Here is a 25,539-nt window from a genome sequence, read left to right on the forward strand (position 1 = left end):
GATCACTCACAGGCGCCGTTAGCCCAGTAATCGTGGGTCGGTCAAGTCGAAGGATGGTGCGGTGCACAACGTGTTTGCGTATGACGAAATAGATCAGATCTGCGTCGGTCCGACGCGGGCGGAGGAGCGACGGACGCGGCTGGCCGCGGCGGCGCGTATCCTGTTCTGCGAGCGGGGTTTTCACGCGACGGGCATGGCCCAGATCGCGGAGGCGTCCGGGGTCAAGGTCGGGCAGATCTATCGCGACTTTGCCAGCAAAGACGATATCATCGCCGCGATCGTCGAGGCCGACGTCACCGAATTTCTGGACGAGGCGGCCTTGCGCGCGGCGGTCGCGGCTGGCGACCGGATGGGCGTGCGCAACTGGATCGTCCGATTCGTGGTGCAGGATCGAATCGCCGGCCGCGATCAGCTGATGCCGGAAATCATTGCCGAGGCGGTTCGCAACGAGCGGATTGCGGCGATCATGGCGGAACTGGATGCGCGGATCCGGTACACCATGCAGGCGGCCCTGACGGTGTTCGCGCCCGAACCCGGTCGTGCCGACGATGTGGCGGTCGTCGCCGACCTTATCCTGACGCTGGTGATCGGTCAGTGCAGCCGCATGGCATCCGCCGTCGACCGGGACGTCACCGCGTTGCAGGCCCGGATCCTGCGACTGGTCGACGAGGAGATCCGGGCGCTGGCCGGCTGCGGATAACCCGCAGCCGCCATATGCATCCGCCGCATCGGCGATCAGTGCGCGGGCGTGCGGGCCTTGTGGAACAGGCCGACCACCAGCGCGATGGCACCACCGACGACCAGGCCGAACAGGCCGTTCATCGCCGCCGTCACGATCCAGCTGACGGCACCGCCAATGCCGGCCAGCGCCGCGCCGGCGTGTTCGGCGACGTCATGGATCAGATGCGCGGGGGCCGCGAGGACGCCCGACGTTTCCAGCCCGTGCGTCAGGATTCCGCCGCCGACCCAGATCATCGCCGCCGTGCCGACGATCGACAGGATCTTCATCAGAATCGGCATGCCCTTTACCAGACCACGCCCGACAGCCTGCGCCAGCGTCGATGGCTTGGTCGCAAGATGCAGGCCGATATCGTCCGCCTTCACGATCAGCGCGACAAAGCCGTAGACGCCGATGGTGATCGCGATGCCGACCGCCGCCAGTACCAGCGCCTGCGTGAGGATGGGGCTTTCGGCCACATCGGCCAGCGCGATCGCCATGATTTCCGCCGACAGGATCAGGTCGGTGCGGATCGCGCCCGACACCTTCTGGTCCTCCAGCGTCTTTGCATCGACGGCCGTGTCGACAACTGCCTCGGCATGGCCGCCACCGAACGCCTCGATCACCTTTTCCGCGCCCTCGAAGCAGAGATAGGCCCCGCCCAGCATCAGGATCGGCGTGATCGCCCATGGCGCGAACGCACTGAGCGCCAGTGCGGCCGGGAGCAGGAAGATCAGCTTGTTCTTGATCGACCCCAGCGCGATCTTGCCGACGATCGGCAGTTCGCGGTCGGGCGTGAAGCCGACCACATAGCGCGGCGTGACCGCGGCATCGTCGACGACGACGCCCATTGCCTTGCTGCCCGCCTTGGCCGTGGCCGCGCCGATATCATCGAGCGATGCCGCCGCCAGCTTGGTGATGCCGGCGATATCGTCCAGCAATGCGACTAATCCTGAAGCCAACCGCTCTTCCCCCGTCCGTGTCGTTTCGCGCCGATCGTTAGTCGAACCCGACGGTCGTGCAAAGGTTGCAAGGCAGGATGACAGGGCCGGCCGATACGTTTATTGTGCGGTGCAGCAACGATCATCCGGGAGACGCGTTAGGGACCGGTCAGCGATGGGTGCCGTTGGCGGCCCGAAGGAGACGCCGACCATGAGAAAATTGTCCGATACCATTACCCGACTTGCCGCGATGCGGGACCAGTTGAGCCAGACGATGCCGTCGCCGGGCCAGGATCGCCTGCGCGATCTGATCCATGTCGGCAGCAATCCCGGCGCATTGCGCGCGCGTACCCACATTCCCGACGATCTCGCCGCCGGCGCGCCGCTGGTCGTCGTGCTGCACGGCTGCACGCAGACCGCCGCTGCGTACGACCATGGATCGGGCTGGTCGACGCTGGCCGATCGCCACGGCTTTGCGGTGCTGTTTCCCGAACAGTCGGTGGCGAACAACATGAACCGCTGCTTCAACTGGTTCCAGCCCGAGGATACGACACGCGACAGCGGCGAGGCCCTGTCGATCCGCCAGATGGTCGAGGCCGTGATCGAGGCGCACGACCTGGATCCGACGCGCGTCTTCGTCACGGGCCTGTCGGCGGGGGGCGCGATGACGTCGGTCATGCTGGCGACCTATCCCGAGGTGTTCGCCGGCGGCGCGATCATCGCCGGCCTGCCCTATGGCAGTGCCACGACCGTATCGGAGGCGATGGACCGGATGCGCGGCCATGGCGGTCTGGACGAGGATGCGCTGGCGGCGCTGGTTCACGCCGCATCGGACCATGACGGGCCGTGGCCGCGCGTGTCGGTCTGGCACGGCAGCGCCGACCGCACCGTCGTGCACGCCAACGCGGCGCGGATCGTGGCGCAGTGGCGGCTGGTCCACGGAATCGGCCGCGCGCCGACCCATAGCGGGATGATCGACGGCCAGCGTCGTGACGTCTGGTGCAACGCGGCCGGTGAACCGGTCATCGAATCGATCACGGTTGCCGACATGGCGCACGGCACGCCGCTGGACCCGACCGGCGCGGACGGGGTGGGGGAAAGCGGCCCCTTCATGCTGGACAGCGGCATTTCCAGCACGGTGCACATCGCCGCCTTCTGGGGCTTGCTGGCCGATATCGCGCTGGATGATACGCGGGAGGCGGTGGTTGCAACGCAAGCCCCGGCGCCCGAGGTGAAGCGCGCCATTCCGCAGCCGACACTGGCGGCGGACACCGCGCGGCCGGCGGCTGGTTCGGGTCCGCACGGGGTTCAGCAGGTGATCGAGGACGCGCTGCGCGCGGCGGGCCTGATGCGCTGACGCCGGGGGGCGATCCTCAGATCGGTACCTGTCCCGTCAAATATGGGTCGACCGGCGGCGCGTCGGGCAGCGTCACCCGGTCGGCCGGCCGCGCGGCGGCGGCGGCCAGCCAGTCGGGGCCACCATCGCGGTGGCGGATCGAACCATCCGACTTGGCCGATACCCAGCCGAGTACGGGCAGTTCGCGGTGCCCAGGCGCGGCATCGCCAAACGCCCAGGCCAGATTGCCGTAGGTCGATGGATCGCGCCCATCGAGGCTGAACCGGTCGTTTAGATAGCAGGCGGTGGCCCATGCGGCTTCCGGGCTGGGCGTGAAGGCGATAATCCGCTTGGCCCAGTACATCCGCAGGTTGTTGTGCATCCAGCCGTCGATCAGGAACTGTTTCTGACAGGCGTTCCAGCTTTCGTCCGCCGTTTCGCCGTGGACCATCGCATCGAGTGTTTCCAGCTCGGGTCGCGGATCGACGGCGTGGGCGGCAAGCGTGTCGCGTGCCTTTGGCGGCAGCCGGTCGAATGCCTCGGGCACGCGCAAGGTGCGTGCCTTGTAGTGAAACCATTCGCGCCAGCTGAGCAGCTCGTCGAGAAACTTGGTCGTCGCCGCCTTGCCCGCACCGGCGGCGGCAACGGCCGCCACGATCTCGCGCGGGCCGACCAGCCCGAAATGCAGATAGGGCGACAGGCCACTGGCCCCGACCGGTCGGCTGGCATCGTTACGTGCACCGGCATAGGCCGGCAGGACGGTCTCGCGCAGCCGGTCGAGCCGGTCGCGCACCGCCGCGCGGCCAGACGGAAAATCGGGTGCGGGCAAGACGCTGTGGTCGATCGCGCACGCAGCCACCAGCGCATCAAGGGCCGCGTCGTCGCCCAGCATGTCCGGCGTGAACGGCAGCGATCCGGCATAAGCGGGGATGGTCGGTTCCGCATCGGTGCCGTGCAGCCAGTCGTCGCGGACCTTTTCGTGCCGACGGCGAAAGCCCGAGGTCGAGGCGATGCCGTCGCCGAGCACGGCCGGCGGCACGAGGCAGGCGGCGTTGACCGCGAAGACGGGCGCGGTGCAACGTGCGGCGAAGCGTTTGGCCTGCCACTGCGCCACGAAGGCGGGCTGATCCTCGACCAGGACCGCCGCGGCGGTGTCGGCCAGGCGATAGACAAGGCCCGGTTCCCGGTGATCGGCACGGTCGACGAACTGGACGCAGGCGATGCCGCGTGCGGCGCAATCCGCTTTCAGGTCGCGCGATGCGCCAAGGATGAAGCGATGCAGCCGGTCGGAGGCGTAGGGATAGTCCTCGCGCAGCCCATGATAGACCAGCACCGGCAGCCCGAGCGCATTGCCGAGCAGGATGGCGGCGTCGATCACCGGGTTGTCGACCCCGCGCAACGCTTGTTGCAGCCAGCACAGCACATAGGCGCCGCCACGCGCCGCGGCGGCGTTCAGGGTCCGCACGCGCGGGGCCTCGGGCCACTCGGCAAGGGCGGGGGGAAGCGTATCGGTCATCGTCACATTCTCAAGGATCCGGCGTAGCCGGTCAGTTCGAGATAGCCCGATCCGCCGCGCGTCCGCACCGCGCCCTCCCAATAGACCGGCATCCCGCTGCGTCGCGCGTCGAGTTCCTGATCGGCGAACAGCGGTTCGAGCGCCCAGCTGCGGACGCCTTCGGGCAGGCGGATCTGCACGGTCTGCGCGACGGGATAGCGCGCGCCGGTGCGCGGGGATCGCCACAGCCTGCGGGGAACGAAGCGGACGTCGCCGGGTGCGAACCGCACGACCTGACCATCCGCACGGCGCAACGATCCGCCCGCCCAGATCGCGCGACCGTCCCTGCCACGGATGCGGAACGCCATCAGCGCGGCCCCATCGTCGAGGTTCAGGCCGGTCCAGTCCCAGCCGACCGCCGTGCCGCCAAGGTAATCGGACGACCATTCGCGGTCGAGCCAGGCCTGTCCGGTGACGACCTCGCTGGTGCCGGCCCGTGTCAGCCGGCCAGAGACGGCGAGATGCGGGACGGAGTAATAATGGCTCGCCTGCCCCGGTTTCGGTCCCTTGCGGCTGTAGCCGGCCTCGCCCTGCAACAGCGGTGGCTGGGTGGGGTTCAGGACCAGCGACAGCGTGAAATCGGGCGTGGTGACGGTGGTGCGATAACGACCGTCGGTCCCCCGCACGATATGCCAGTCGCGGATCGCCACGTTGGTGTCGCCGACCCGCGCCTGGGCCAGTCTAAACCCGGCGCGCGCCGCCCGCTCGCCGTGCAGCAGATGGCCGACCGCCGGGTCCGACAGTGCGGCATGGGCGAACAGTACCTGCCCGGGTGCGAACCGGCTGGGATTGGCCGGATCGGTTCGGGGGCGGGTGCGGAAGAAGGTGATCTGGAAGCCGAGATCGCGTCCGGCCTTCGTCCGCAGCCGGCCGGTGACGTACCACCATTCGGTGCGATAGGCGGGGTGTGCGCCGTGATCGGCGGGGAAGCGCATGGCCACGCCGGGCCGGACGACCGGGTAGTCTGTCGCAGGACCAGCAGCGGCGAGCAGCAACGCGCTGGCGGCAAGGGTCATCCGGCGCATCACCAGTCCTCCCGCACCATGCGCACCGCGTCGGCGGCGACCGCGCGGCGACCGGCCACGACCGCTGTCCCGGCCGCCGCGACGACCAGCGCGACGAGCACGCCGGCCAAGGTCGTCCACGGCATCCGCGTCTCCATCGTCCAGTTGAACGACTGCGGGTTGATGACATGGACCAGCACTTGCGCCAGCAGCGACCCGAGCGCGATGCCGCCCAGCGCGCCGACCGCGCCCAGCAGCGCGCCCTCGCTGGCCAGCATCGCGATGATCTGACGCTTGCGGACGCCGATGTGGCGCAGCATCCCGAACTCGCGGGTGCGTGCGATCGTCTGCGCGGACATGGTCGCGGCGACCCCGGCCAGCCCGACAAGGATCGCCACCCCCTCCAGCAGATAGGTGACGGTGAAGCTGCGATCGAACAGGTCAAGGGCGTAGGCGCGCAGGGTGCCGGGCTGCGCGATGGATAGTTGCGCGCGGACCGACGCCGGCGTCCGCGCACGGATCGCGGCACCGGTGGCCTGCGGGTCGGCACCGGGCGCAAGCGTGACCGCCGCCTCGTCGCGCACCGGGTCACCGGTGATCCGGGTATAATCGCGGTCGCGGATCACGATTGCGCCCTGCTGCCGCGCATAGTCGCGCCAGATGCCGGCGACGACGTAGCGCCCGCCGATCGGCAACGCGATCGTCTGCCCGACCGTCCAGTCATAAAGGCGGGCGGCGGGTTCGGACGGCCAGACCGGCGTCACCCCGGCGGGCAGGCTGTCGACGCGGTCGATCAGCACCAGCGTCGGGTCGTTCGCACCCGCCACCGGTCGGGCGATCAGCGAGACCGCCGGCCGGTCGGCGCGCAGGGTCAGCGGCACCTGTCGGCTGAACGCGATTCCGGCAACACCGGGGGTGGCGGCCAGCCGCGCCTGGTCGGACGGCGGCAGGCCCGCGCCGCCATCAATGCGCAGATACAGGTCGGCGGACAGCACCTGACCCAGCCAGGTGTCGACCGCGCCGCGAAAACTGGTGACCATCACCGCCATTGCGATCATCAGCGCGGTGCTGGCGACGATGCCGCACAATGCCGTCGCGGCCTGTCCCGGCGCGCCGTGCAAGTGGCGGATCGCGAGGTCGAACGGTACGAACCGGCCCGGTCGGCGCGCCAGCGGGGTGAGGACGGTCCGCGCCAGCCAGGGCATCCCGGCGATCCCGCCCGCCAGGATCAGCGCCATGCTGAGGAATCCGAAAACAGGCAGGCCGTTGATAGCGGGCAGCAGCGCCGCCGCGCCGCCGGCTGCGACGAGGATCGCGGCCGGGATCCAGGCGACACGCGCGCGCGGGTCGATCAGGTCACCGCCGTTGCGCAGCGCGACGGCGGGTGCCGCGCGGGCGGCGGCGCGCGCGGGCAGGATGCTGCCGGCCACCGCCGCGACCGTGCCCAGCGCGAAGAACCCGGCGGCAGCGACGGGTGCGAACGTCAGCCGCACCCCGCCATCGGCGAAATAGCCGGCCCCCAGATCGCCGCCGAACCGGTCGAGCGCCAGCCAGGCGAGCGCATAGCCGATCGCGAGGCCAAGCGCCGACCCGATAATGCCGATCACCAGCCCTTCGACCGCGACCGTCGCGACGATCCCGCTGCGCGGCAGGCCGAGTGTGCGGATCAGCGCAAACGCGCGCAGCCGCCGGGCGACCGAAAGCGACTGGGCCGAGAACACCAGAAACCCGCCGGTCAGCAGCGCGACCAGCGCCAGTATGTCGAGATTGACGCGATAGGCACGCGACAGGGCGTCGCTGCGCGCGCCGTCGCTGGCGGCGGTACCGACCACGGCTTGCGGGGGCAGGAGGTCCGACAGCGCGGCGTCGCTGGCGGTATCGGTCCGCTTCACGTCGATCCGGTCGAGACGGCCGAGGCGATCGAAGCGCCACTGGGCGGCGGCGATGTCGATGACGCCGATCGCCTGTGCATCGCCGATCGCGGGCAGGCTGCCGGCGACGCGCAAGGGGCGGCTCCGACCATTGGCGGTGACGGTCAGCGTGGCACCGGGGCGGGTGTTCAGCGCGCGCATCGCGGCGGGGGACAGGAACAGCGCGTCGCCATCGAACGCCCCATCGCTGCCACGGTCGACCCCGGCGGTGGCGATGCCGATCAGGCTGGGCGTGACCTGCGCCGCACGGATCACGTCGAGGCCGAGCAGGGTGAAGCGGGTGTCGCCCGCCGCGCGCGCGTCGAGTTTTACCACCGGGCTGGCGTCGATCACGCCGCGCGCGGTGGCGATGCGGGGATACAGGCGTTCGTCGAAGCCAAGCGGGCTGGTAGCGCTGATCTGGACATCGGCCGCGCCGTTGACGGTCCTGAGCGCACCCTCGAACGACGTGAGCGCCGATCCGTTGACGAGGTGAACGGCAAAGCCCAGTGCGACGCCGATCGCGATCGCCACCGCTGTCATGGCGAGGCGGGCGGGATGCGCGCGCCAGTCGCCAACGATCAGCCAGCCAAGGGCCAGTCGCGCCGAGAGCAGACCGGAAAAGCCGTTCATGCGGTCGGGGACAGCCCGTCGGCGGTCAGCGTCAGGGTGCGGTCGGCGATGGCGGCGGCCGCGCGCGAATGCGTGACGATGATTGCCGCGACGCCGTCGTCCCGTACCGCCTGCGCGAACAGGTCGAGTATGCGGGCGGCGGTGTCGGGATCGAGATTGCCGGTCGGTTCGTCGGCCAGAATCAGTGCCGGCCGGTGGACGAGCGCGCGGGCGATGGCCACCCGCTGCAATTCGCCGCCCGACAGGTCGCGGGCATAGCCATCGCCGCGCGTACCCAGACCGACACGGTCGAGCATGTCCTGCGCGCGGGTTTCGATGGATCGTCGATCGGTCGACGCCAGTGCCAGCGGCAGGGCGACGTTCTGGCGCAGGGTCAGATAGGGGAGAATGTGGAACGCCTGAAACACGAAGCCGACGCGCCTGGCCCGCAGATCGGTGAGGGCGGCTTCGTCGAGCGATCCGAGTATTGTCTCGTCGATCGCGACGGACCCCTCGTCGGCCGAATCCAGTCCGGCCAGCATGTTCAGCAGCGTCGATTTGCCGATCCCGCTTTCGCCGACAATGGCAACAAGCTCGCCGCCGCAAATGGTCAGGTCGAGGCCGTCGAACAGTCGTCGGCCGCCGGGCACGGATTTACCCAGCCCGGCGACCGTCAGCAGCGGATCGGAGCAGCCGGTCGTCAGGACGTCACGTCCTCGGCACCGAACTCGTGGAACACTTCCTCGATATCCTCGACCATCGCCTCGTCGGCGATGTCGACCGATACCAGGATCCGGCCCGCCAGCGCCGCTTCCTCGGCATCGTCGTCCTCATCCGCACCATCGAGCGCGATGCCGACGCTGTTCTCGTCATCCTCGGTGCCGATGACGATGTCGCCGCGTTCGATGTCGTGCTCCTGCACGAGATGTTCGACGACCATTTCCGCTTCGCGACGGGTCTCGAACGTGCCGGTGATCGTGGTAGCCATGGGTATTCCTCTTATCAGATTGGCCGCCCAACGCGCGACCGGGACTTTGGTCCCGGTTGCATGGCGATATTTGCGATCAGCGTCGGCCGTGCAGGCGCTCCAGCGCGGTGCCCGCCAGATTCTGCGCGCGGTTGACGTGGCGATAGGCAACATAGGGGATCTGCGCCGCCAGCGCCGTGAATGCCGCGCGGTGGCGTTGCAGATTCTCCCCGCGCGTGACGGAAACCCCGCGCGCCTGATTCAACACCACGATCGAGTCGCCGACGAATACGACGTCATTCACGCCCGAGGCCACCGCCAGCGTAGCCGCGTCGACCAGCGCCAGCCACTCCGCCTCGGTACTGGTGCCGGGCGGATGGTCGCTCCGCAGGTGAGCGACGCCGCGGATGACCACGGCAGTCTCGATAACGCCCGCCGTGCCGCGACAACCGCCGTCAAAGAAGATCTTGAGCCGGTCGCTCATCGTCGTGACGGACCGGTCGACCCGCCCGCGACCGTGTCGACCGGCTTGGGCATCATGCCGCCTTCAGCGACTGCATGTCGATGACGAAACGGTACTTCACGTCGCTTTTGACCATCCGGTCATAGGCGGTTTCGATGTCCTGGATCGCGATCATCTCGATATCCGAGGTCAGGCCGTGCTCCTTGCAGAAGTCCAGCATCTCCTGCGTTTCGGCGATGCCGCCGATCAGCGAACCGGCCAGCGCGCGACGGCGAAACACCAGGTTGCCGACCGAGGGCGAGGGATGCGGCGTTTCCGGCACGCCGACCAGCGTCATCGTGCCGTCGCGCTTCAGCAGGGCGAGGAACTGATCCAGATCATGCGCCGCGGCGACCGTGTTCAGGATGAAGTCGAAGCTGTTGGCGTGGGTCGCCATCGCATCGGCGTCCTTCGACACGATCAGATCCTTCGCGCCAAGCCGGATGGCGTCGTCGCGCTTGCCCGGCGACGTGCTGAACACATACACCTCGGCTCCCATCGCCGCGGCGATCTTCACGCCCATATGGCCAAGGCCGCCGAGGCCGACGATGCCGACCTTTTGCCCTGGGCCGACCTTCCAGTGGCGCAGCGGCGAATAGGTGGTGATGCCCGCGCACAGCAGCGGCGCGACGGCGGCCAGATCGCCCTCGTCATGCGTGACCTTCAGCACAAAGCCCTCGTCGACGACGATATGGTCGGAATAGCCGCCGAACGTGTGTCCGCCCATGACCGTGTCGGGACCGTTATAGGTGCCGACGAAGCCGGTCGTCTCGCAATATTGCTCCTCGCCATCGTCGCACGACGGGCAATGACCGCACGATCCGACCATGCAGCCCACGCCGGCGATGTCGCCGACCTTGAACCTGGTGACGGCATCACCGACCGCGACGACCCGGCCGACGATCTCGTGACCGGGAACGCATGGGTACAGCGTCCCCTCCCACTCGCCCTTGGCGGTGTGCAGGTCCGAATGGCAGACGCCGCAATACAGGATGTCGATCGCGACGTCGCTGGCCTGCGGATCGCGGCGCTCGAAGCTGAACGGGGCCATTGGCGCGTCGGGTGCGGTCGCGGCGTAGGCATTGGTTGGGGTCGGCATGGGGGAACCTCGTCATCAAGACACAAAAAGGGGCCGTGTGCGGGGGCAGACGGCGTCATGATGACTAACCCGCGACTAGCCCATTGGTTCAGTGTCGGCGGCGGTATCTTTGGGCGGCAGGACCGCGCCGACATGGGCGGTGCCGCGCGCCTCCGCCAATGTCGCCTGCCGATGCCGTTCGGCATAGCCGGCGCGTTGCTCGTCGGTCCGGGCGGCGTGGCAGCGCGGGCAACTGACCCCGTCGACGAACAGCGGCGAGGCGCGATCCGTCGCGTCGACCGGCATCCGGCAGGCATGGCACAGGCCGTAGGTGCCGGGGGTCAGCCCGTGGCCGACGGCGACCCGCTGATCGAACACGAAGCATTCGCCTTCCCACCGGCTGTCGGCGGCGGGCACCTCCTCCAGATATTTTAGAATCCCGCCCTGCAGGTGATAGACCGAATCGATCCCTTCTGCCTTCAGGAATGCGGTGGATTTTTCGCAACGGATGCCGCCGGTGCAGAACATCGCGACGCGGGTCTTGCCCGACAGCAGGTCGTCGCGGTGTTCGCGAAACCATGCCGGAAACTCGCGGAACGTGCGGGTCCGCGGATCGACCGCGCCGGTAAAGCTGCCGATCGCGACTTCGTAGTCGTTGCGGGTGTCGATCACGACCGTGTCGGGATCGTCGATCAGCGCGTTCCAGTCGGCCGGTGCGACATAATGGCCGACGTCGACAAGCGGGTCGATGTCGGGTTCGCCCATGGTCACGATCTCGGCCTTCAGCCGGACCTTCAACCGGTGGAACGGCATCATCGCGGCGCGCGAATCCTTGACCGCCAGTGTGGCGCAGCCGGGCAGGGCGCGAATGTGATCGAGCACCGCGGCGATGCCGCCGTCGGTGCCCGCGATCGTCCCGTTGATCCCTTCACGCGCCAGCAGGATCGTGCCGCGCACGCCGTTGGTACGACACGCCGCGTCGAGCGGATCGCGCAGGCTTGCCGGCTCGGGGAACGGCGTGAAGTGATACAGCGCGGTGACGCGGACAGGCAGCGGATCGGGGGTCATCGTCAGACTTTACCCCGGACGACGCCGGGTTGCACCCCCGCCAGCCATGGTACGCCGGTCAGGGCGTGACTTCCTTGCCCTCCCAGTCGAACAGCTTGCCGCTGTCGGTCGGCTTCAGTTCGTCCAGCACATCGAGCAGCTGGACGCCGGCACGGCCCGCGTCGAACAGGCGGCCGGGCTGGACATTGCCCTGAAACGGTTTCGATAGCGCGGTGTCGACGGTGCCGGGGTGCAGCGCGACGACGATTCCCGAGCTGTTGCGGCGCTTGTCCTCGATCGCGATTGTCCGGATCAGCTGGTTCAGCGCGGCCTTCGACGCGCGATAGCCGTGCCAGCCACCCATGCGGTTGTCGCTGATGCTGCCGACGCGCGCCGAAAGCGCGGCGAATATGCTGCGCCCGGTGCGCGGCATCAGCGGCAGGAACGCTTGCGCGACCAGTGCCGGGCCGATCGCATTGATCGCAAAATTGCGCGCCATCCAGTCGGCATCGAGATCGCGCAACGCCTTTTCCGGCCCGCGCGTGTCGTCGTGCAGCAGGCCGGTGGCGACGATCACCAGGGTTGGCGCGGGGCCGGCGGCGACGATCGTCGCGGCGGCGGCAATGCTGGCCGGATCGGTCAGGTCGATATGGCGGTCGCCAGCGAAAGAGCGGGCGAAGCCGTGGACGACATCATATGCGCCCTCCTCGGCCAGCGCGTCGTGGATCGCGGCCCCGATGCCACCCGATGCACCGATGACGACGGCTGCGGTCTTGCCCGCGCTCATCGCACGAACATCCAGCGGTCGGCGCTGCTCTGACCGGCGTCGAAAGCATAGCCGTCGGTGTCGAAGCCCTTCATCGCGTCGATCTCCGTAATGTGATGTTCGATCATGTAGCGGGCCATCAGGCCGCGCGCCTTCTTGGCGTGGAAGCTGACGAAGCGCGGGCCATCGGGGCCGGGCTCGCGAAAGTCGACGCCGATCACCCGGATGGCGGCCGGCAGCCGGCCGTTCACCGCCGCCCAATATTCCTGGCTGGCGAGGTTCAGGACCGCGCCGGACCCTTCCTCGGCGACGTCCTCGGCCAGCGCCGTGGCGATCCGGTCGCCCCACCAGTCGGTCAGCGCGGGTTTGCGCGGTGCCCAGCGCGTGCCCATTTCCAGCCGGTAGGGGCGCATCGCGTCGAGCGGGCGCAGTAGCCCGTACAGGCCCGACAGCAGCCGGACGTGATCTTGCGCGAAGGTGACGGCCGGCGCGTCCAGCGTCTTCGCCTCAAGCCCGGTATAGACGTCGCCGGCGAAGGCGAACAGCGCGGGTCGTTCGGGCGCGTCCGCAAAGTCACGGAACCGGTCGGCGTTCAGCTTCGCCAGCGCCGGTGAAATATGCATCAACTCCCGCAGCCGGGTCTGGGTCAGGTGGCTGGCGGCAGCAGCAAGGGTCGTGGCCTCGGCCGCGAAGCGCGGGACCGTCGGCGTCACGTCGGGCAGGGGCGAGGCGTAGTCGAGCGTCTTGGCGGGGGACAGGATGGCGATCATGACCGTGGCGGTTAGCGATCCCGGCCGCTTCGTTCAATTGGCGTTCAGCGGGGTTTCGTCATCAGGGCGGCTAAGCTCCGGCTCGCTTGAACCGGGCCGCACACCTGCCTAGAGCAACCGACGCGAGGCCAGGGCGTTGAGACGCCGATACCGCATGAGGAGAGTTTTCGGATGAAGTTCGTTTCCAGGGTCGTGCTCGCGAGCGCGCTGGTCGCCGGCATGGGCGGCATGACGTTGGCGGTGCCCGCCATCGCCAAGGACAAGAAGGCCGAGGAAAAGCCCGGCCTGAAGCTCAGCCCCGACGTTCTGAAGGCCGCGCAACTGGCCCAGCCGGCGATTGCCGCCAAGGATTTCGCGACGGCGGAAACCAACATCGCGCTGGTCGAGGCGGGTGCCAAGACCGATGACGACAAGTATATCGCCGCCGCTTTGCGGTACGATCTGGAATCGCAGAAGATCGGCGCCAAGCAGGCGGCCAATCCCAACGCGCCGGTCGACGAAAGCGCACTCGCGCGTCCGCTGGAGGCGCTGATCGCCAGCCCGGCGACCGCGCCCGACGCGAAGGGGCGTTATGCTTATCGCCGCGGTGCCCTGTCGTTCAACGCCAAGCAATATCCGGTCGCGCTGCAATATTTCGCGCAGGCGCAGAAGCTCGGCTTCACCGACCCCAACCTGCCGCTTCAGATCGTGCGCGCCAAGGAAGGGGCCGGCGACATGGCCGGTGCGATGACCGACCTTGAGGCCGTGATCGCGGCCGAGACGGCGGCCGGTCGCAAGCCGCCCGAGGATCTCTATCGCTACGGCATCGCCCGCAACAACGCGGCGAAGAACGCGCCGGCGACGGTGTCGTGGCTGCGTAAATATGTCACCGCCTATCCGACGACCAAGAACTGGCGTGACGTGCTGGTGACGTACGGTCTGCAGCAGAATTCGGTCACCAAGCTTGATACCGCGCAGAAGATCGACCTGTTCCGCCTGATGATGGCGACCAACTCGCTCGCCGATCAGTATGATTATGAGGAATATGCCCAGAAGGTGTATGATCGCGGTCTGCCAGGTGAGACCCAGGCGGTCCTGAACGCAGGCAAGGCAGCGGGCAAGATCCCGGCATCCAGCCCGATCGCCATGTCGCTGCTGCGCGATTCGGCAAACGCCATCCGTCAGGAAGGATCGCTCGCCGGTCTGGAAACCAAGGCGGCGAGCGCCGCGACCGGCACGACCGCGGCGCAGACCGCCGATGCCTATCTGGGCATGGGCAACTACGCCAAGGCGATCACGCTGTACCGCCTCGCCCTGCAAAAGGGTGGTGTTAACGCGGACGAAGTTAACACGCACCTCGGCATCGCGCTGGCCCGCTCCGGCGACAAGGCAGCGGCCCGCACCGCCTTTGCCGAGGTGAAGACCGCGCCGCGCGCCGACATCGCCGCGCTGTGGACCACCTATCTCGATGCCCCGCCGACCGCGTAATCGGCGAAGCATCGACGTGAAAGGGGGGGGGCGGCAGCGATGCCGTCCCCCTTCTTTTTATCGGGCGGGTTTAGTCTGTTACTGCGGCTGTCGCGGGCGGATCGCCGTCGCGGTCATTCCGGCGGAACCGGGATGCCGGACAGGGATTTCGCGGTGCGGATGGTCAGCGACGTCTTGACGCTGCCGACATTGGGGGCCGGCGTCAGGTGGGTCGTCAGGATTTCCTGAAAGCTCTTGAGGTCGCTGGCCACGATCTTCAGGATGAAGTCGATCTCGCCGTTCAGCATGTGACATTCCCGGACTTCCGGAATTTGCGCGACATGATCCTCGAACGCCGACAGGTCGTGTTCGGCCTGGCTTTTCAGGCTGACCATCGCGAACACCGTGATCGGGAAGCCCAGTTTGCCGGCATCCAGGTCCGCATGATACCCGCGGATCGCACCGGCCTCCTCCAGCGCGCGCACGCGGCGCAGGCAGGGCGGGGCGGTCAGCCCGACCTGTTCCGCCAGATCGACGTTCGTCATGCGACCGTCGGCCTGAAGCAGGGACAGGATCTGGCGATCGATCCGGTCGAAGGGCATTGCGCAGGCTCCTTGGAAATCTTGCCGGTTTGATCGGCCATACCGTGTCGGTTTATAAGATAGTTCCAACCAAACGCAATTGTCCCACATTGCGACGGAACGGAAACATCCCCGAATCGGGTGTTTCGCAAAGCGTGCGGTGGGGGTAAGGAATCGATGCGGCGCGGGGTTTCGTGGCCGTATCTCCCGGGGAAACAACCGTTGCGTTTCGACGACAGTCTCAAGACCGTCCTCTCTGCCGACATGGCAACGGGCTTCGGCGCGCAATCGGCGTGGCGACAACTGGTCGACCTGACCGGTCGTGGTCGGGCGGCGGCGGACGAGGCGACGATCGCCCGGTTGCGGATGCTGCGCCCATCGGTGCCGGTGTCCGTGCGGGCGGCGAGTGCGCGGGCGCTGGCCTTTGCCGCACCGGACGCGGCGCTGGTCGGATTTTTCGCCGAGGACGAGCTGGCGATCGCAGCACCGGTGCTGCGAACCGCGACCCTTGCGGCGGACGACTGGATCGCCCTGCTGCCCAGGCTGTCACCCGCCCTGCGATCGGTGCTGCGGCACCGGCGCGACCTGCCGGCCGAAGTGGCGCGGGGGCTGGAAAGTTTCGGGCCGATTGATTTCGTCATTGCCGGGCCGGTCGATCCTGAGCCGGTGGCCCCGACCCCGGCGGCTGAATATCCGACGCCGGTAATGGCGGATCCCGAGCCTCAGCCGGTGGTCGCCCCCGTCGCGCCGGCTGAACCCGTCGCGCCGGCCGAACCCGTTGCCGTCGTCGCCCAGGCGCTGCCGGATGCGCCGCTGAGCGAAAGCCCGTTCGTGGCGCTGGGCGACATCACGCGCGGCCTGCCGGTCGTGGCGGAGGCGTTGCGGCACGCGGAAGCCGAGGCGGAGGCGGCTCCCGCCCCGATGCCGCCGCCGCCGGTGCCGACGCCCAACGGCTTCGTGATCTCGGACATCGTCGCGCGGATCGAGGCGTTTCGCCAGCGTCGCTCCGACGGGCTGGACGAAACCCCGGCACCGCAGCCGGTGCCGCAGGGGTTCCGGTATGAAACCGATGCGACCGGCGCGATCGTAACCGTCGAGGGTGTGAACCGCACGCCGCTGGTCGGCGCGTCGATCGCGCTGTCGGTGATTCAGGGCGTGATGCAGGTCGATGGCGTGACGACCGGCGCGTTCCGGCGTCGTTCGGTATTCCGCGATGCGCGACTGCTGGTGGGCGGGGATTCACCCGCCGCCGGATCGTGGCGACTGTCGGGGTCGCCGGTGTTCGACGATGCGACCGGGCGGTTCGCGGGCTATCGCGGCACCGCCCGTCGGCCGCGCGCCGACGAAAGCGCCGCCCCGGTCCGCCCGGTCCGGTCCAGCGCGTCGGATTCGCTGCGGCAACTAGTTCATGAACTGCGCACGCCCAGCAACGCCATCGCCGGTTTTGCCGAACTGATCGGCACCGAATTGCTGGGGCCGGTGCCGGACGTCTATCGTGATCGCGCCAACCTGATCCGCAGCCAGGCCGCCGGCCTGATCGCCGCGATCGACGATCTGGATACCGCCGCCCGGATCGAGGTTCACGCGCTCGACCTGCGGACGATGGTCGTGCCGATGCAGCCGCTGCTCGCCCGGATCGTCGCCGATCTGGAGCCGTTGGCCGACCTGCGCGGTGCGATCGTCACGCTGGACGCCGCCAGTGACCCGGTGGATGTCGCGGGCGACGACCGGGCGGTGGAACGGCTGCTCGGCCGATTGCTGGCGGCGATCGTATCCGCCGGGTCGCAGGGGGAACGGATCACGGTCGCGGTCGCGCTGGTCGATGGGTGTGCCGTCGTCACGGTGGATCGCCCGCGCGCGCTGGGTCCGCACGTCGCCGACGACCTGCTCAGCATCGATGCCGAGCGTGAGGCCGAGATCGAGGGCGCGCCACTGCTGGGGACGGGCTTCGCCCTGCGGCTGGCGCAGAATCTGGCGGTGGAGCTTGGTGGCGCGCTGACGATCGGCGAAGACCGACTGACTTTGCGGTTGCCGGCGGTCGCGACCCGCGCCGTGGAGCAGGCGTCGATCGTCTGATCGTGACGGCGATCCGGCCACCCTATCGCATGGCCGCGCCGGACCCGGCATCGCTGGTCGCGTGGCCGGACGATTTCGGGACGCGCTTCACCCTGTTTGTCGATGTCGAGGAAGAGTTCGACTGGCGCGCGCCGCTCGACCGGGCGTCACGGTCGACAACGGCGATGGCGGCGTTGCCCGACGCGCATCGCCGGTTCGCCGACCGGGGTGTCGGGCTGACCTGCCTGATCGACCACCCGGTTGCCGTCGATCCGGCGGCGGTCGCCATCTTGGCGCGCATCGTCGAGGACGGCCGGTCGGAGATCGGCAGCCAGTTGCACGCCTGGGTCAACCCGCCGTTCATCGAAACCCTGTCGCCGGCGGCAAGCTATGCCGGCAACCTGCCGCCCGCGCTGGAGGCGGCCAAGCTGGATGCGCTGACCGATGCGATCATCGCCGCCTTCGGCCGCAGCCCCCGCGTCTATCGCGCCGGACGGTACGGGATCGGTCCCGACAGCCACGCGCTGCTGGCGGAACGGGGCTATCGACTCGATAGTTCGGCGCGCGCGCGGTATGACTATAGCGGTGATGGCGGACCGGATTTCCGCGCGGTCGGCAACGCGGCCTATCGGTCGGTGGCGGGGCTGCTCGAACTGCCGCTGACGACGGTCTTCACCGGCCATTGGCGGCGCGGCGGCCATGTGCTGCATACCGCGCTGGGGCGGGTGCCGAAGGGGCGGGGAATCGCCGCACGGGCGGGCCTGCTGTCGCGGATCGCCCTGACGCCGGAGGATATGCCGATCGCGGCGGCGTTGGCGGCGGTGGATGTCGCGATCGGCGAAGGAGAGCGGTTGCTGACCTTTTCGTTTCATTCACCGTCGCTGGTGCCGGGACATACGCCCTATGTTCGCGACGCGGCGGATCTTGCACGGTTCCATGGCTGGTGGGACGCGATGCTCGGCCATCTCGACCGCCGGGGCGTGCACAGCGCGACCATCGCCGACATCCTTGGTGCCAGCCGACCCTGACCCCGATCACGGTCAAATATCCGTCGTCGCCAGTCGCCAGATTCCCCTGCCCGAACGCTTGGCATCGTACAGCGCCAGATCGGCCTGCTTGTAGATGGCCTCGGGCGTTTGTCCGGCCCGCGCGGCGATGACCGCGCCGATGCTCATGGCAACGTGCAGGTCGTGCCGTCCGGCGGCGACCGGCAGCGCGAACGCGGTGTACAGGCGGGTACAGATATCCTCGATCGTCTGCGTGCCTTCCACGTTGGCGACCAGTACCGCGAACTCGTCACCGCCAAGCCGGAAGATGCTGTCCTGCTGGCGCAGCGTCGTCGTCAGCCGGTCGGACACTCCCACCAGCAGGGCATCCCCGACGTCGTGACCCAGATCGTCATTGACGGGCTTGAACTGGTCGAGGTCGATCAGCAGCAGCGCGAAGGGCTGGCGGTGGGCGTTGGCCAGATGACGGCCGACAACCTCGCCATACAGCCGTCTGTTGCCCAGACCGGTAAGCGTGTCGGAATAGGCCAGCTTCTCCAGTTCGCCCTGACTGACGATCAGCTCGGCGGTGCGATGTTCGACCAGCCGCTCCAGAACTTTTTCGCGCCGGCGCGCGCTGCGCAGCCGGAGATGGAACAGCCCGAACAGAAGCGCCCCCGCGGTCATCACCGCGGCGGCCCGGACCAGGGTGGTTTCGAACCCGCGCGGTTCGACGGTGATCGGCAGGACGAGCGGCGCGCCGATCATCGCCAGGCCGCCGCCCGGCACCGGCTGCAGCGCGCGGACCTCCAGCGTCGATCGCCCGGGCGGCATGTTGGTATAGCGGGCCACCCGGTGCAGCGCGTCGGCGGGCGTCCAGTCGCTTTCGAGCGGTGACAGGCGATAGGCATAGGCCTGATCCCGGCTGGCGGTGAAATCCAGCCGGGCGAAACTGGCGGTCAGGCTGCGGTTCCTGCCGGCGATGGTGATGCCGCCGCCGACCGACGCGGGGATGATCGTTCGTCCGCCGCCTTCAATCGCGGTGAAGCGCAACGGCGCGTGATCCGCGCGGCGCGGCGGGGCGGCGGGGTCGATGATCGTCAGGCCGCCGAAGCCGGCGAACACGATCCGTCCATCGGGCAAGCGATCGCCGGCACCGGTCCAGTTGGCGGTGAATGCAACGCCGTCGGCTGCCCGCAGCGGCGTGATCGTCAAGGGGCCGGGGTCGATCCATGCGATGCCGCCATCGGTGCTGACCCAGATATTGCCGTCGGATCCGGTCAGGATCTTGTCGATGGTGTCGTGGGGCATCCCGTCCCGGCGGCCCAGATGCGCCACCGCCCGCCAGGTCCGTTCGTGTCGCGCGAAGATCGTGATCCCGCCGCCCACCGTGCCGGCCCATAGCCGACCCTGTCCGTCCTCCAGCAACGTGCTGACGAAATTGCCCCTCAGCGCGGGCGGGCCGCCGGTCTGCCGGGTGATCCGCGTGACGGTACCGGTCGCGAGATCGACGCGGTTCAGGCCACGCGCGGTGCCGACCCACAGCGATCCATCGCGCGTGGTCGCCAGCGATTTCACCCGCGGATCACTGAGCGCATGCGACCAGCGTGCGAGGACGGGCGCTGTCGGCCGGCGCAGGTCCACCGTCGCCACGCCCATGCCGCCGACGTACAGCGTGTCGCCCTGCGTCAGCAACCGCCACCATGACAGCGGTGACAGGCGGCGGGCACCACGCCCGTCGAGCCGCACCTGCACCAGGCCCCCTTCGCCGGCGAGAAAGGCGTCGCGACCGACCGGAAAGGCAAAGTCATGAACGTCCCGGCCCGTCCCCGGCACGCGCTGAACCTGCGCCATCCCGCCGTTTTCGGCTGGTATGAGCCGCGACGCGGGCGCGTCGGCCGATCCGTACCACACTGTGCCATCCGGTGCGGCGGCGACGGACCAGGCGGCGTCGGGGGGCTGGGTGCGATCGGTCCGCAAGGCGTCGACGATACCCAGCACGCGCCGCGGGGCGGGGTCGACATGGGAGAGGCTTGCGTCGCCGGCGGCCCAGACCATGCCGGCCCGGTCGCGCATCAGGTAGTTCAGACCGTCCTCGGGCAGACTGCCGGGGATCTGCCGGTCATGCGCGCGACGGCGAACGGCAAGCGTCGTGGTGTCGACCACCCAGATGCCGGACCGAGATGCTGTCCACAGCGTGCCGTCGGGCATGGCGGTCATCATGCCCAGGGCGGTCGTCTGGCCGTCGACCGTGATCGGCAGGGTTCGGACGCGCCCACCCGGCTCCACGATATGAAAACCGGACTTGCTGGTCGTCGCCCATAACCGACCCTGCCGATCGGTCTGCATCGCGGCGATCCTGTCATCGGGTTCAAGCGCCAGCCCGACCCGGGAGAACCGCTCCTCGCCGACCGCGCGGCGCAGCAGCAGCGCTCCTGTCGCCACCCACAACGTTCCCGCGCGATCGACGAACACCGCGCCGACAGCGCCCGGTGGCAGGCCGTTTGCGGCCGTGGGGTGGATGATTGTGACCCGGCCGTCCGATCGCCGGACATGGGCCAGCCCGCCGTCGCCGCCGACCCACAGTCCTCCCCGACCGTCGTCGCTGATTGCCCTGACATGGCCGTGATCGAGCGACGTCCGGTTCGGCGGCCGCCTGAAACGTTCGGTGGCGGGGTCGTGCCAGAGCAGCCCCTCCGCACTCATGCCCAGCCATAATCGTCCCGCCCGATCGGCGTGGACGAGGTTGACCATCGGTTCCGGCAGCGCCCCGGCATCCGCGGTCGCCTCCGTCGAGTAGGTTTTGAAGGCGGTTCCGTCCCACCGGGCCAGACCGGCGTCGGTCGCCAGCCAGATGAAGCCGGCCGCGTCCTGCGCGATGGCGCGCGGCAAGCCGGAATCCGGTATCGCATCGTCCCTGGCCACGACCTTGAAGAACAGGTCGGCGGTAGGGGGCCATGGATCGCGGGCGATGGCGCGGGCAGCGTCGCGATCCTCGACAGCCGGCATCCGCGGTTCCGAGGTGCTCACCGACGCTGCGAGCGTGCAGGCGAATCCGCCCGCAATCGCCGCCGTGATGTACCGGTACAACCCCATGGATCTACCATAGGTCTGGCATCTTGCGATCTATTTAACGGCCCGCGCGCCTTGTCCTTGCCGTGTGCGCGTCCCGGCGCGACTTTCTTCGGGGTCGTGAGTTACATCGTCGCAGGCGACTGGATTGGTCTACAATATACCGTAGTGCGCCGGGCCGGATCGTTCCTGCAACGCAGTGCGGTCGGTGTCGGGCGGTTGGTCTTTGGGGGAATGTCGATGGTAACGACGAAGACTGCGGCCGGGGCCGACCATGGCGCTATTCCGACACGGACACTGGATGCGCTGAACTTCTTTCTGGCCGACGTGCGCGACGGGCTGGGGCCGTATCTGGCCATCTATCTGATCGCGGTACGCGGGCCGGCCCATGGCTGGAACGAGGCGACCGTCGGCGTCGTGCTGACGATCGCCGGGATTGTCGGCTTGCTGGCGCAGACGCCCGCCGGGGTGCTGGTCGACCGCAGCCGCAACAAGCCGCGCATCGTCATGGTTGCCGCGCTGCTGGTGACGATCAGCAGCGTGTCGCTGCCGATCGTGTCGGGCTACACGATGGTCGCGATCACCCAGTCGATCGCCGCGATCGCCGGCGCGGTGTTTGCGCCGGCCATTTCCGCGATCACGCTGGGGCTGGTCGGGCCGAAGCTGTTTGCCAAGCGGGTGGGGCGAAACGAGGCGTTCAACCACGCCGGCAATGCCGTATCGGCGGCGCTGGCCGGTGTCCTGGCCTGGACGTTCGGTCCGGTCGTCGTCTTCTGGCTGATGGCCGTGCTGACACTCGCCAGCGTCGTGACGGCGATGCGGATCCGCAATCGCGACATCGATAACGCGGTGGCGCGTGGGCTGGACTGCGAACCGGAGGAGGGATGCGACGAGCCTAGCGCCTGGCGCACGCTGATCGAGAACCGCCCGCTCATGGTGTTCGCGGTCGCGGCGTTCACCTTCCACCTTGCCAATGCCGCCATGCTGACGTCGGTCGGTCAATTGCTGGCCAAGACGGTCGGCAAGGATCAGGCGACCTCGCTGACCGCGGCCTGCATCGTCGCCGCGCAGTTGGTCATGGTACCGGTCGCGATCATCGTCGGGCGCAACACCGAACGCTGGGGCACCAAGCCGATCTTCCTCGTGGCGTTCGGCGTCCTGGCGGCGCGCGGCGCGCTGTACACGGTGTCGAACGATCCATGGTGGCTGGTGGGCGTGCAGGCACTCGACGGTATCGGTGCCGGTATTTTCGGCGCGCTGTTCCCCGTGGTCATCGCCGATCTGACCAAGGGATCCGGCCGGTTCAACGTCAGCCAGGGCGCGGTTGCCACGGCGCAGGGGCTGGGGGCCGCGCTATCCGCCACGCTCGCAGGCTCGATCATCGTCTGGGAGGGGTATAGCGCGGGCTTCCTGACGCTGGCCGCGATCGCGGCGGTCGGGTTCGTGCTGTACTGGACCAGCATGCCCGAGACCAAGGAACGCGCCGCCGGCTGAAACAGGTAATCCCATCCGGACACCGGGTGTCCGGATGGGATCGAGGGGTCAGGCCTTTGCCATCGCCAGGTCATAGCGATCGGCGTTCATCACCTTGGTCCAGGCGACGACGAAGTCCTTCACGAACTTCTCCTTCGCGTCGTCCATCGCATAGACCTCGGCCAGCGCGCGCAGCATCGAGTTCGAGCCGAACACCAGGTCGGTGCGCGACGCGGTCCAGCGCTGTTCGTGCGTGTCACGATCGGTGCCGATGAACTCCTCGTCGCTATCATCGCTGATCTGCTTCCAAGCCGTCTGCATGTCGAGCAGGTTGACGAAGAAGTCGTTGGTCAACTGACCCGGACGATCGGTGAAAACCCCGTGCGGCGATCCGTTGGCGTTCGCCCCCAGCACGCGCAGGCCACCGACCAGTACCGTCATTTCGGGGCTGGACAGGTCGAGCAACTGCGCGCGGTCGACCAGCAGCTCCTCGGTCGGCACGTTGAACTGCACCTGCAGATAGTTGCGGAAGCCATCGGCGCGCGGTTCGAGCACCTTGAAGCTCTCGGCATCGGTCCACTCCTCGGTCGCGTCGGTACGACCGGGCGTGAACGGAACCTCGATGTCGTGACCGGCCGCACGCGCCGCCGTCTCGACACCGACCGAACCGCCGAGCACGATCAGGTCGGCGATCGACACCGTCTTGCCGCCATGCTGCGCCTGCGCGCGGTCGAAGTCCGCCTTGATAGTCTCGTATCTGGCGAGCACGCGGGCAAGCTGTTCGGGCTGGTTGACCTCCCAGTCCTTCTGCGGCGCAAAGCGGATGCGCGCGCCATTGGCACCGCCGCGCATGTCCGACACCCGCCACGTCGAGGCAGAGGCCCAGGCGGTCGACACCAGCTCGGCCACCGTCAGGCCGGACTCCGCGATCACCGTCTTCAACGCGGCCACGTCGCCGTCGTCGATCTGCGGATAGTCGGCGACGGGAACGGGATCCTGCCAGATCAGATCCTCGGTCGGAACCTCCGGCCCCAGCAGACGGGTACGCGGACCCATGTCGCGGTGGGTCAGCTTGAACCACGCACGCGCCCAGGCGTCGGCGAAGTAGGCGGGATCGGCCCGGAACTTCTCCATGATCGCACGGTATGACGGGTCGACCTTCAGCGCCATGTCGGCCGACGTCATCATCGTTGGCACGCGCTTGCCCGGCGTGTGCGCGGCCGGGGCCAGCGTCTCGTCCGGATTGCCGACCGGCTGGAACTGGTGTGCGCCCGCCGGACTCTTGACCAGCTCATACTCGTGGTCGAGCAGCATGTCGAAATACGTCATGTCCCAAGTGATCGGCGTCGGCGTCCACGATCCCTCGATCCCGGACGTGATGGTGTGATCGCCGATCCCGGACTCATGCGTCGAAATCCAGCCGAGACCCTGTGCCGCGATGTCCGACCCCTCCGGCTCCACGCCGACCAACGATGCGTCGCCGGCACCATGTGCCTTGCCGAACGTGTGGCCACCGGCGGTCAGCGCCGCGGTTTCCTCGTCGTTCATGCCCATCCGCGCGAACGTCGCGCGCATGTCGCGCGCCGATCCCATCGGGTTGGGACAGCCGCCCGGGCCTTCCGGGTTCACATAGATCAGGCCGTGCTGGATCGCTGCCAGCGGCTCCTCCAGCGCCATGCCCGCTTCCTCGTCGATGCGGGTCTGGCCGAGCCATTCCTCCTCGGTGCCCCAATAGACGTCCTTTTCCGGCTCGAACACGTCCTCGCGACCGCCGCCGAAGCCGAAGGTCGGGCCGCCCATCGATTCGATGCCGACATTGCCTGCCAGGATGAAAAGATCGGCCCAGCTCAGCGCCGCGCCATATTTCTGCTTGATCGGCCACAACAGGCGACGCGCCTTGTCGAGATTGCCGTTGTCCGGCCACGAGTTCAACGGCGCGAACCGCTGCTGGCCCGCCCCCGAACCACCACGGCCGTCCCCGGTGCGATAGGTGCCCGCCGAATGCCACGCCATGCGGATGAAGAATGGGCCATAATGCCCGTAATCGGCCGGCCACCACGACTTGCTGTCGGTCATCAGCGCGGTCAGGTCGCGCTTCAGCTGCGCATAGTCCAGCGACTTGAAGGCTTTGCCATAGTCGAACTCGTCGCCCATCGGGTTGCTCGACTTGCCCTTCTGGTGAAGGATTTCCAGCGACAGCAGGTTGGGCCACCAGTCACGGCTGGTCTGGCCCAGCAGCTTGCGCTTTGCCGCCGCCTTCTTGCCCGGATCGTTCATCGGGCTGTCCTTGGTAATGGCATCCATCTCTCGTCTCCATCCATCGTCGCGGTCGCGGGTCTGCACGCCGCCAAACGTCATTGCGCCGTGACCCGGTCAAACGGAGCCGCACCGCATAGACCGTAGTTGTGGACGCGGATGTTCGATCAATCCAACAAGTGAAAATCATGTCTCTGATGGAGAAAAGCGATCAAGGCATGACACCGCGGCGGCATGGCGATGCGTGGACCAGCCATAGGACGAGACTATCGCGGGAAGGGGGCGGATAGGGCGCGAAGGGACACAGGGCCACACGCAGCAGATGCGATCAAAGCATCTTACGATCTGTTTTGGCTGTGTATTTTGGGAGGGTGGTGGACGCACTTGGGCTCGAACCAAGGACCCGCTGATTAAGAGTCAGCTGCTCTACCAACTGAGCTATGCGTCCGTAACCGTCTGGTTTG

20 protein-coding genes and 1 tRNA gene are annotated in these 25,539 nt (G+C 68.1%); 6 read left to right on the forward strand and 15 right to left on the reverse strand.

All coding sequences use genetic code 11. The annotated features are described in order from the left end of the window. Positions 1-61: 61 nt before the first annotated feature. On the forward strand, positions 62-700 hold the full coding sequence (locus ASE75_RS05605; RefSeq protein WP_055930216.1) for a TetR/AcrR family transcriptional regulator: 639 nt from the start codon (positions 62-64) through the stop codon (positions 698-700). 35 nt (positions 701-735) lie between these two features. Here the strand turns inward: ASE75_RS05605 and ASE75_RS05610 are convergent, their stop codons facing one another. Continuing rightward, entirely contained in the window at positions 736-1,680 is a 945-nt protein-coding gene (locus ASE75_RS05610; protein ID WP_055930219.1) for a DUF808 domain-containing protein, read from the reverse strand. Positions 1,681-1,870: 190 nt separating this feature from the next. On the opposite strand from ASE75_RS05610, the gene ASE75_RS05615 reads away from it, so the two are divergent. After that, positions 1,871-3,016: an extracellular catalytic domain type 1 short-chain-length polyhydroxyalkanoate depolymerase gene (locus ASE75_RS05615; protein ID WP_156340197.1), complete on the forward strand. Its 1,146-nt coding sequence runs from the start codon at positions 1,871-1,873 to the stop codon at positions 3,014-3,016. Between the two features lie 16 nt (positions 3,017-3,032). Here ASE75_RS05615 and ASE75_RS05620 read toward each other — a convergent pair whose 3' ends face one another. The 10 genes from ASE75_RS05620 to yaaA form a co-directional block, all read right to left on the reverse strand. Continuing rightward, on the reverse strand, positions 3,033-4,511 hold the full coding sequence (locus ASE75_RS05620; RefSeq protein WP_055930222.1) for a deoxyribodipyrimidine photo-lyase: 1,479 nt from the start codon (positions 4,509-4,511) through the stop codon (positions 3,033-3,035). A gap of 2 nt (positions 4,512-4,513) precedes the next feature. Further along, positions 4,514-5,575, reverse strand: a complete 1,062-nt coding sequence (locus ASE75_RS05625; protein WP_055930225.1) for a lipocalin-like domain-containing protein — start codon at positions 5,573-5,575, stop codon at positions 4,514-4,516. Continuing rightward, complete coding sequence (locus ASE75_RS05630) at positions 5,575-8,097, reverse strand: FtsX-like permease family protein (protein WP_055930228.1); 2,523 nt, start codon at positions 8,095-8,097, stop codon at positions 5,575-5,577. The genes ASE75_RS05625 and ASE75_RS05630 overlap by 1 nt, the downstream gene beginning before the upstream one ends. Beyond that, positions 8,094-8,726, reverse strand: coding sequence for an ABC transporter ATP-binding protein (locus ASE75_RS05635; protein WP_235512522.1), 633 nt, complete (start codon positions 8,724-8,726; stop codon positions 8,094-8,096). Before ASE75_RS05635 ends, ASE75_RS05630 begins: the two co-directional genes overlap by 4 nt. A gap of 50 nt (positions 8,727-8,776) precedes the next feature. Beyond that, positions 8,777-9,064, reverse strand: a complete 288-nt coding sequence (locus ASE75_RS05640) for a hypothetical protein (RefSeq protein ID WP_055930234.1) — start codon at positions 9,062-9,064, stop codon at positions 8,777-8,779. A gap of 76 nt (positions 9,065-9,140) precedes the next feature. After that, complete coding sequence (locus ASE75_RS05645) at positions 9,141-9,527, reverse strand: reverse transcriptase-like protein (protein WP_055930238.1); 387 nt, start codon at positions 9,525-9,527, stop codon at positions 9,141-9,143. A gap of 52 nt (positions 9,528-9,579) precedes the next feature. Continuing rightward, on the reverse strand, positions 9,580-10,644 hold the full coding sequence (locus ASE75_RS05650) for an NAD(P)-dependent alcohol dehydrogenase (RefSeq protein ID WP_055930241.1): 1,065 nt from the start codon (positions 10,642-10,644) through the stop codon (positions 9,580-9,582). Positions 10,645-10,719: 75 nt separating this feature from the next. After that, positions 10,720-11,691: an oxygen-dependent tRNA uridine(34) hydroxylase TrhO gene (gene trhO, locus ASE75_RS05655; RefSeq protein ID WP_055930244.1), complete on the reverse strand. Its 972-nt coding sequence runs from the start codon at positions 11,689-11,691 to the stop codon at positions 10,720-10,722. A gap of 58 nt (positions 11,692-11,749) precedes the next feature. Next, positions 11,750-12,457 carry an SDR family NAD(P)-dependent oxidoreductase gene (locus ASE75_RS05660; protein WP_055930246.1) on the reverse strand — a complete coding sequence of 236 codons (708 nt, stop codon included), beginning with the start codon at positions 12,455-12,457 and terminating at the stop codon, positions 11,750-11,752. Next, positions 12,454-13,206 (reverse strand): peroxide stress protein YaaA, encoded by a 753-nt coding sequence (gene yaaA / locus ASE75_RS05665; RefSeq protein ID WP_055930249.1) that lies wholly within the window; start codon positions 13,204-13,206, stop codon positions 12,454-12,456. The genes ASE75_RS05660 and yaaA overlap by 4 nt, the downstream gene beginning before the upstream one ends. Before the next feature lie 171 nt (positions 13,207-13,377). Between yaaA and ASE75_RS05670 the strand changes: the two genes are divergently transcribed. Continuing rightward, entirely contained in the window at positions 13,378-14,673 is a 1,296-nt protein-coding gene (locus ASE75_RS05670) for a hypothetical protein (RefSeq protein ID WP_055930252.1), read from the forward strand. A gap of 113 nt (positions 14,674-14,786) precedes the next feature. Here ASE75_RS05670 and ASE75_RS05675 read toward each other — a convergent pair whose 3' ends face one another. Continuing rightward, positions 14,787-15,254 (reverse strand): Lrp/AsnC family transcriptional regulator, encoded by a 468-nt coding sequence (locus tag ASE75_RS05675; protein ID WP_055930255.1) that lies wholly within the window; start codon positions 15,252-15,254, stop codon positions 14,787-14,789. A gap of 243 nt (positions 15,255-15,497) precedes the next feature. Here ASE75_RS05675 and ASE75_RS05680 point away from each other — a divergent pair, with 243 nt between their 5' ends. After that, positions 15,498-17,309: a sensor histidine kinase gene (locus ASE75_RS05680; protein ID WP_055930259.1), complete on the forward strand. Its 1,812-nt coding sequence runs from the start codon at positions 15,498-15,500 to the stop codon at positions 17,307-17,309. A gap of 29 nt (positions 17,310-17,338) precedes the next feature. Continuing rightward, positions 17,339-18,316 (forward strand): polysaccharide deacetylase family protein, encoded by a 978-nt coding sequence (locus tag ASE75_RS05685; RefSeq protein ID WP_055931041.1) that lies wholly within the window; start codon positions 17,339-17,341, stop codon positions 18,314-18,316. A 12-nt stretch (positions 18,317-18,328) separates the two neighbouring features. On the opposite strand, the gene ASE75_RS05690 is transcribed toward ASE75_RS05685, so the two are convergent. Then, positions 18,329-21,304, reverse strand: coding sequence for a ligand-binding sensor domain-containing protein (locus tag ASE75_RS05690; protein WP_162233716.1), 2,976 nt, complete (start codon positions 21,302-21,304; stop codon positions 18,329-18,331). 282 nt (positions 21,305-21,586) lie between these two features. Here ASE75_RS05690 and ASE75_RS05695 point away from each other — a divergent pair, with 282 nt between their 5' ends. Then, entirely contained in the window at positions 21,587-22,840 is a 1,254-nt protein-coding gene (locus ASE75_RS05695; protein WP_055931044.1) for an MFS transporter, read from the forward strand. Positions 22,841-22,888: 48 nt separating this feature from the next. On the opposite strand, the gene katG is transcribed toward ASE75_RS05695, so the two are convergent. Together katG and ASE75_RS05705 are read right to left on the reverse strand one after the other, a co-directional pair. Then, positions 22,889-25,123, reverse strand: a complete 2,235-nt coding sequence (katG, locus tag ASE75_RS05700; RefSeq protein ID WP_055930265.1) for a catalase/peroxidase HPI — start codon at positions 25,121-25,123, stop codon at positions 22,889-22,891. A 324-nt stretch (positions 25,124-25,447) separates the two neighbouring features. Continuing rightward, positions 25,448-25,523: transfer RNA gene (locus ASE75_RS05705), tRNA-Lys, on the reverse strand. Positions 25,524-25,539 lie beyond the last annotated feature (16 nt).

Source organism: Sphingomonas sp. Leaf17 (genome assembly GCF_001421505.1).
Lineage (GTDB): Bacteria > Pseudomonadota > Alphaproteobacteria > Sphingomonadales > Sphingomonadaceae > Sphingomonas.

Excerpts from the sequence above, each read along its gene's own strand:
- ASE75_RS05680 (WP_055930259.1), top strand. The coding sequence starts at position 15,498 with ATGGCAACGGGCTTCGGCGCGCAATCGGCGTGGCGACAACTGGTCGAC.
- ASE75_RS05625 (WP_055930225.1), bottom strand. The coding sequence starts at position 5,575 with ATGCGCCGGATGACCCTTGCCGCCAGCGCGTTGCTGCTCGCCGCTGCT.
- katG (WP_055930265.1), bottom strand. The coding sequence starts at position 25,123 with ATGGATGCCATTACCAAGGACAGCCCGATGAACGATCCGGGCAAGAAG.
- ASE75_RS05670 (WP_055930252.1), top strand. The coding sequence starts at position 13,378 with ATGAAGTTCGTTTCCAGGGTCGTGCTCGCGAGCGCGCTGGTCGCCGGC.
- ASE75_RS05650 (WP_055930241.1), bottom strand. The coding sequence starts at position 10,644 with ATGCCGACCCCAACCAATGCCTACGCCGCGACCGCACCCGACGCGCCA.
- ASE75_RS05660 (WP_055930246.1), bottom strand. The coding sequence starts at position 12,457 with ATGAGCGCGGGCAAGACCGCAGCCGTCGTCATCGGTGCATCGGGTGGC.
- trhO (WP_055930244.1), bottom strand. The coding sequence starts at position 11,691 with ATGACCCCCGATCCGCTGCCTGTCCGCGTCACCGCGCTGTATCACTTC.
- ASE75_RS05675 (WP_055930255.1), bottom strand. The coding sequence starts at position 15,254 with ATGCCCTTCGACCGGATCGATCGCCAGATCCTGTCCCTGCTTCAGGCC.
- ASE75_RS05630 (WP_055930228.1), bottom strand. The coding sequence starts at position 8,097 with ATGAACGGCTTTTCCGGTCTGCTCTCGGCGCGACTGGCCCTTGGCTGG.
- ASE75_RS05615 (WP_156340197.1), top strand. The coding sequence starts at position 1,871 with ATGAGAAAATTGTCCGATACCATTACCCGACTTGCCGCGATGCGGGAC.
- ASE75_RS05695 (WP_055931044.1), top strand. The coding sequence starts at position 21,587 with ATGGTAACGACGAAGACTGCGGCCGGGGCCGACCATGGCGCTATTCCG.
- ASE75_RS05640 (WP_055930234.1), bottom strand. The coding sequence starts at position 9,064 with ATGGCTACCACGATCACCGGCACGTTCGAGACCCGTCGCGAAGCGGAA.
- ASE75_RS05620 (WP_055930222.1), bottom strand. The coding sequence starts at position 4,511 with ATGACCGATACGCTTCCCCCCGCCCTTGCCGAGTGGCCCGAGGCCCCG.
- ASE75_RS05685 (WP_055931041.1), top strand. The coding sequence starts at position 17,339 with ATGGCCGCGCCGGACCCGGCATCGCTGGTCGCGTGGCCGGACGATTTC.
- ASE75_RS05645 (WP_055930238.1), bottom strand. The coding sequence starts at position 9,527 with ATGAGCGACCGGCTCAAGATCTTCTTTGACGGCGGTTGTCGCGGCACG.
- yaaA (WP_055930249.1), bottom strand. The coding sequence starts at position 13,206 with ATGATCGCCATCCTGTCCCCCGCCAAGACGCTCGACTACGCCTCGCCC.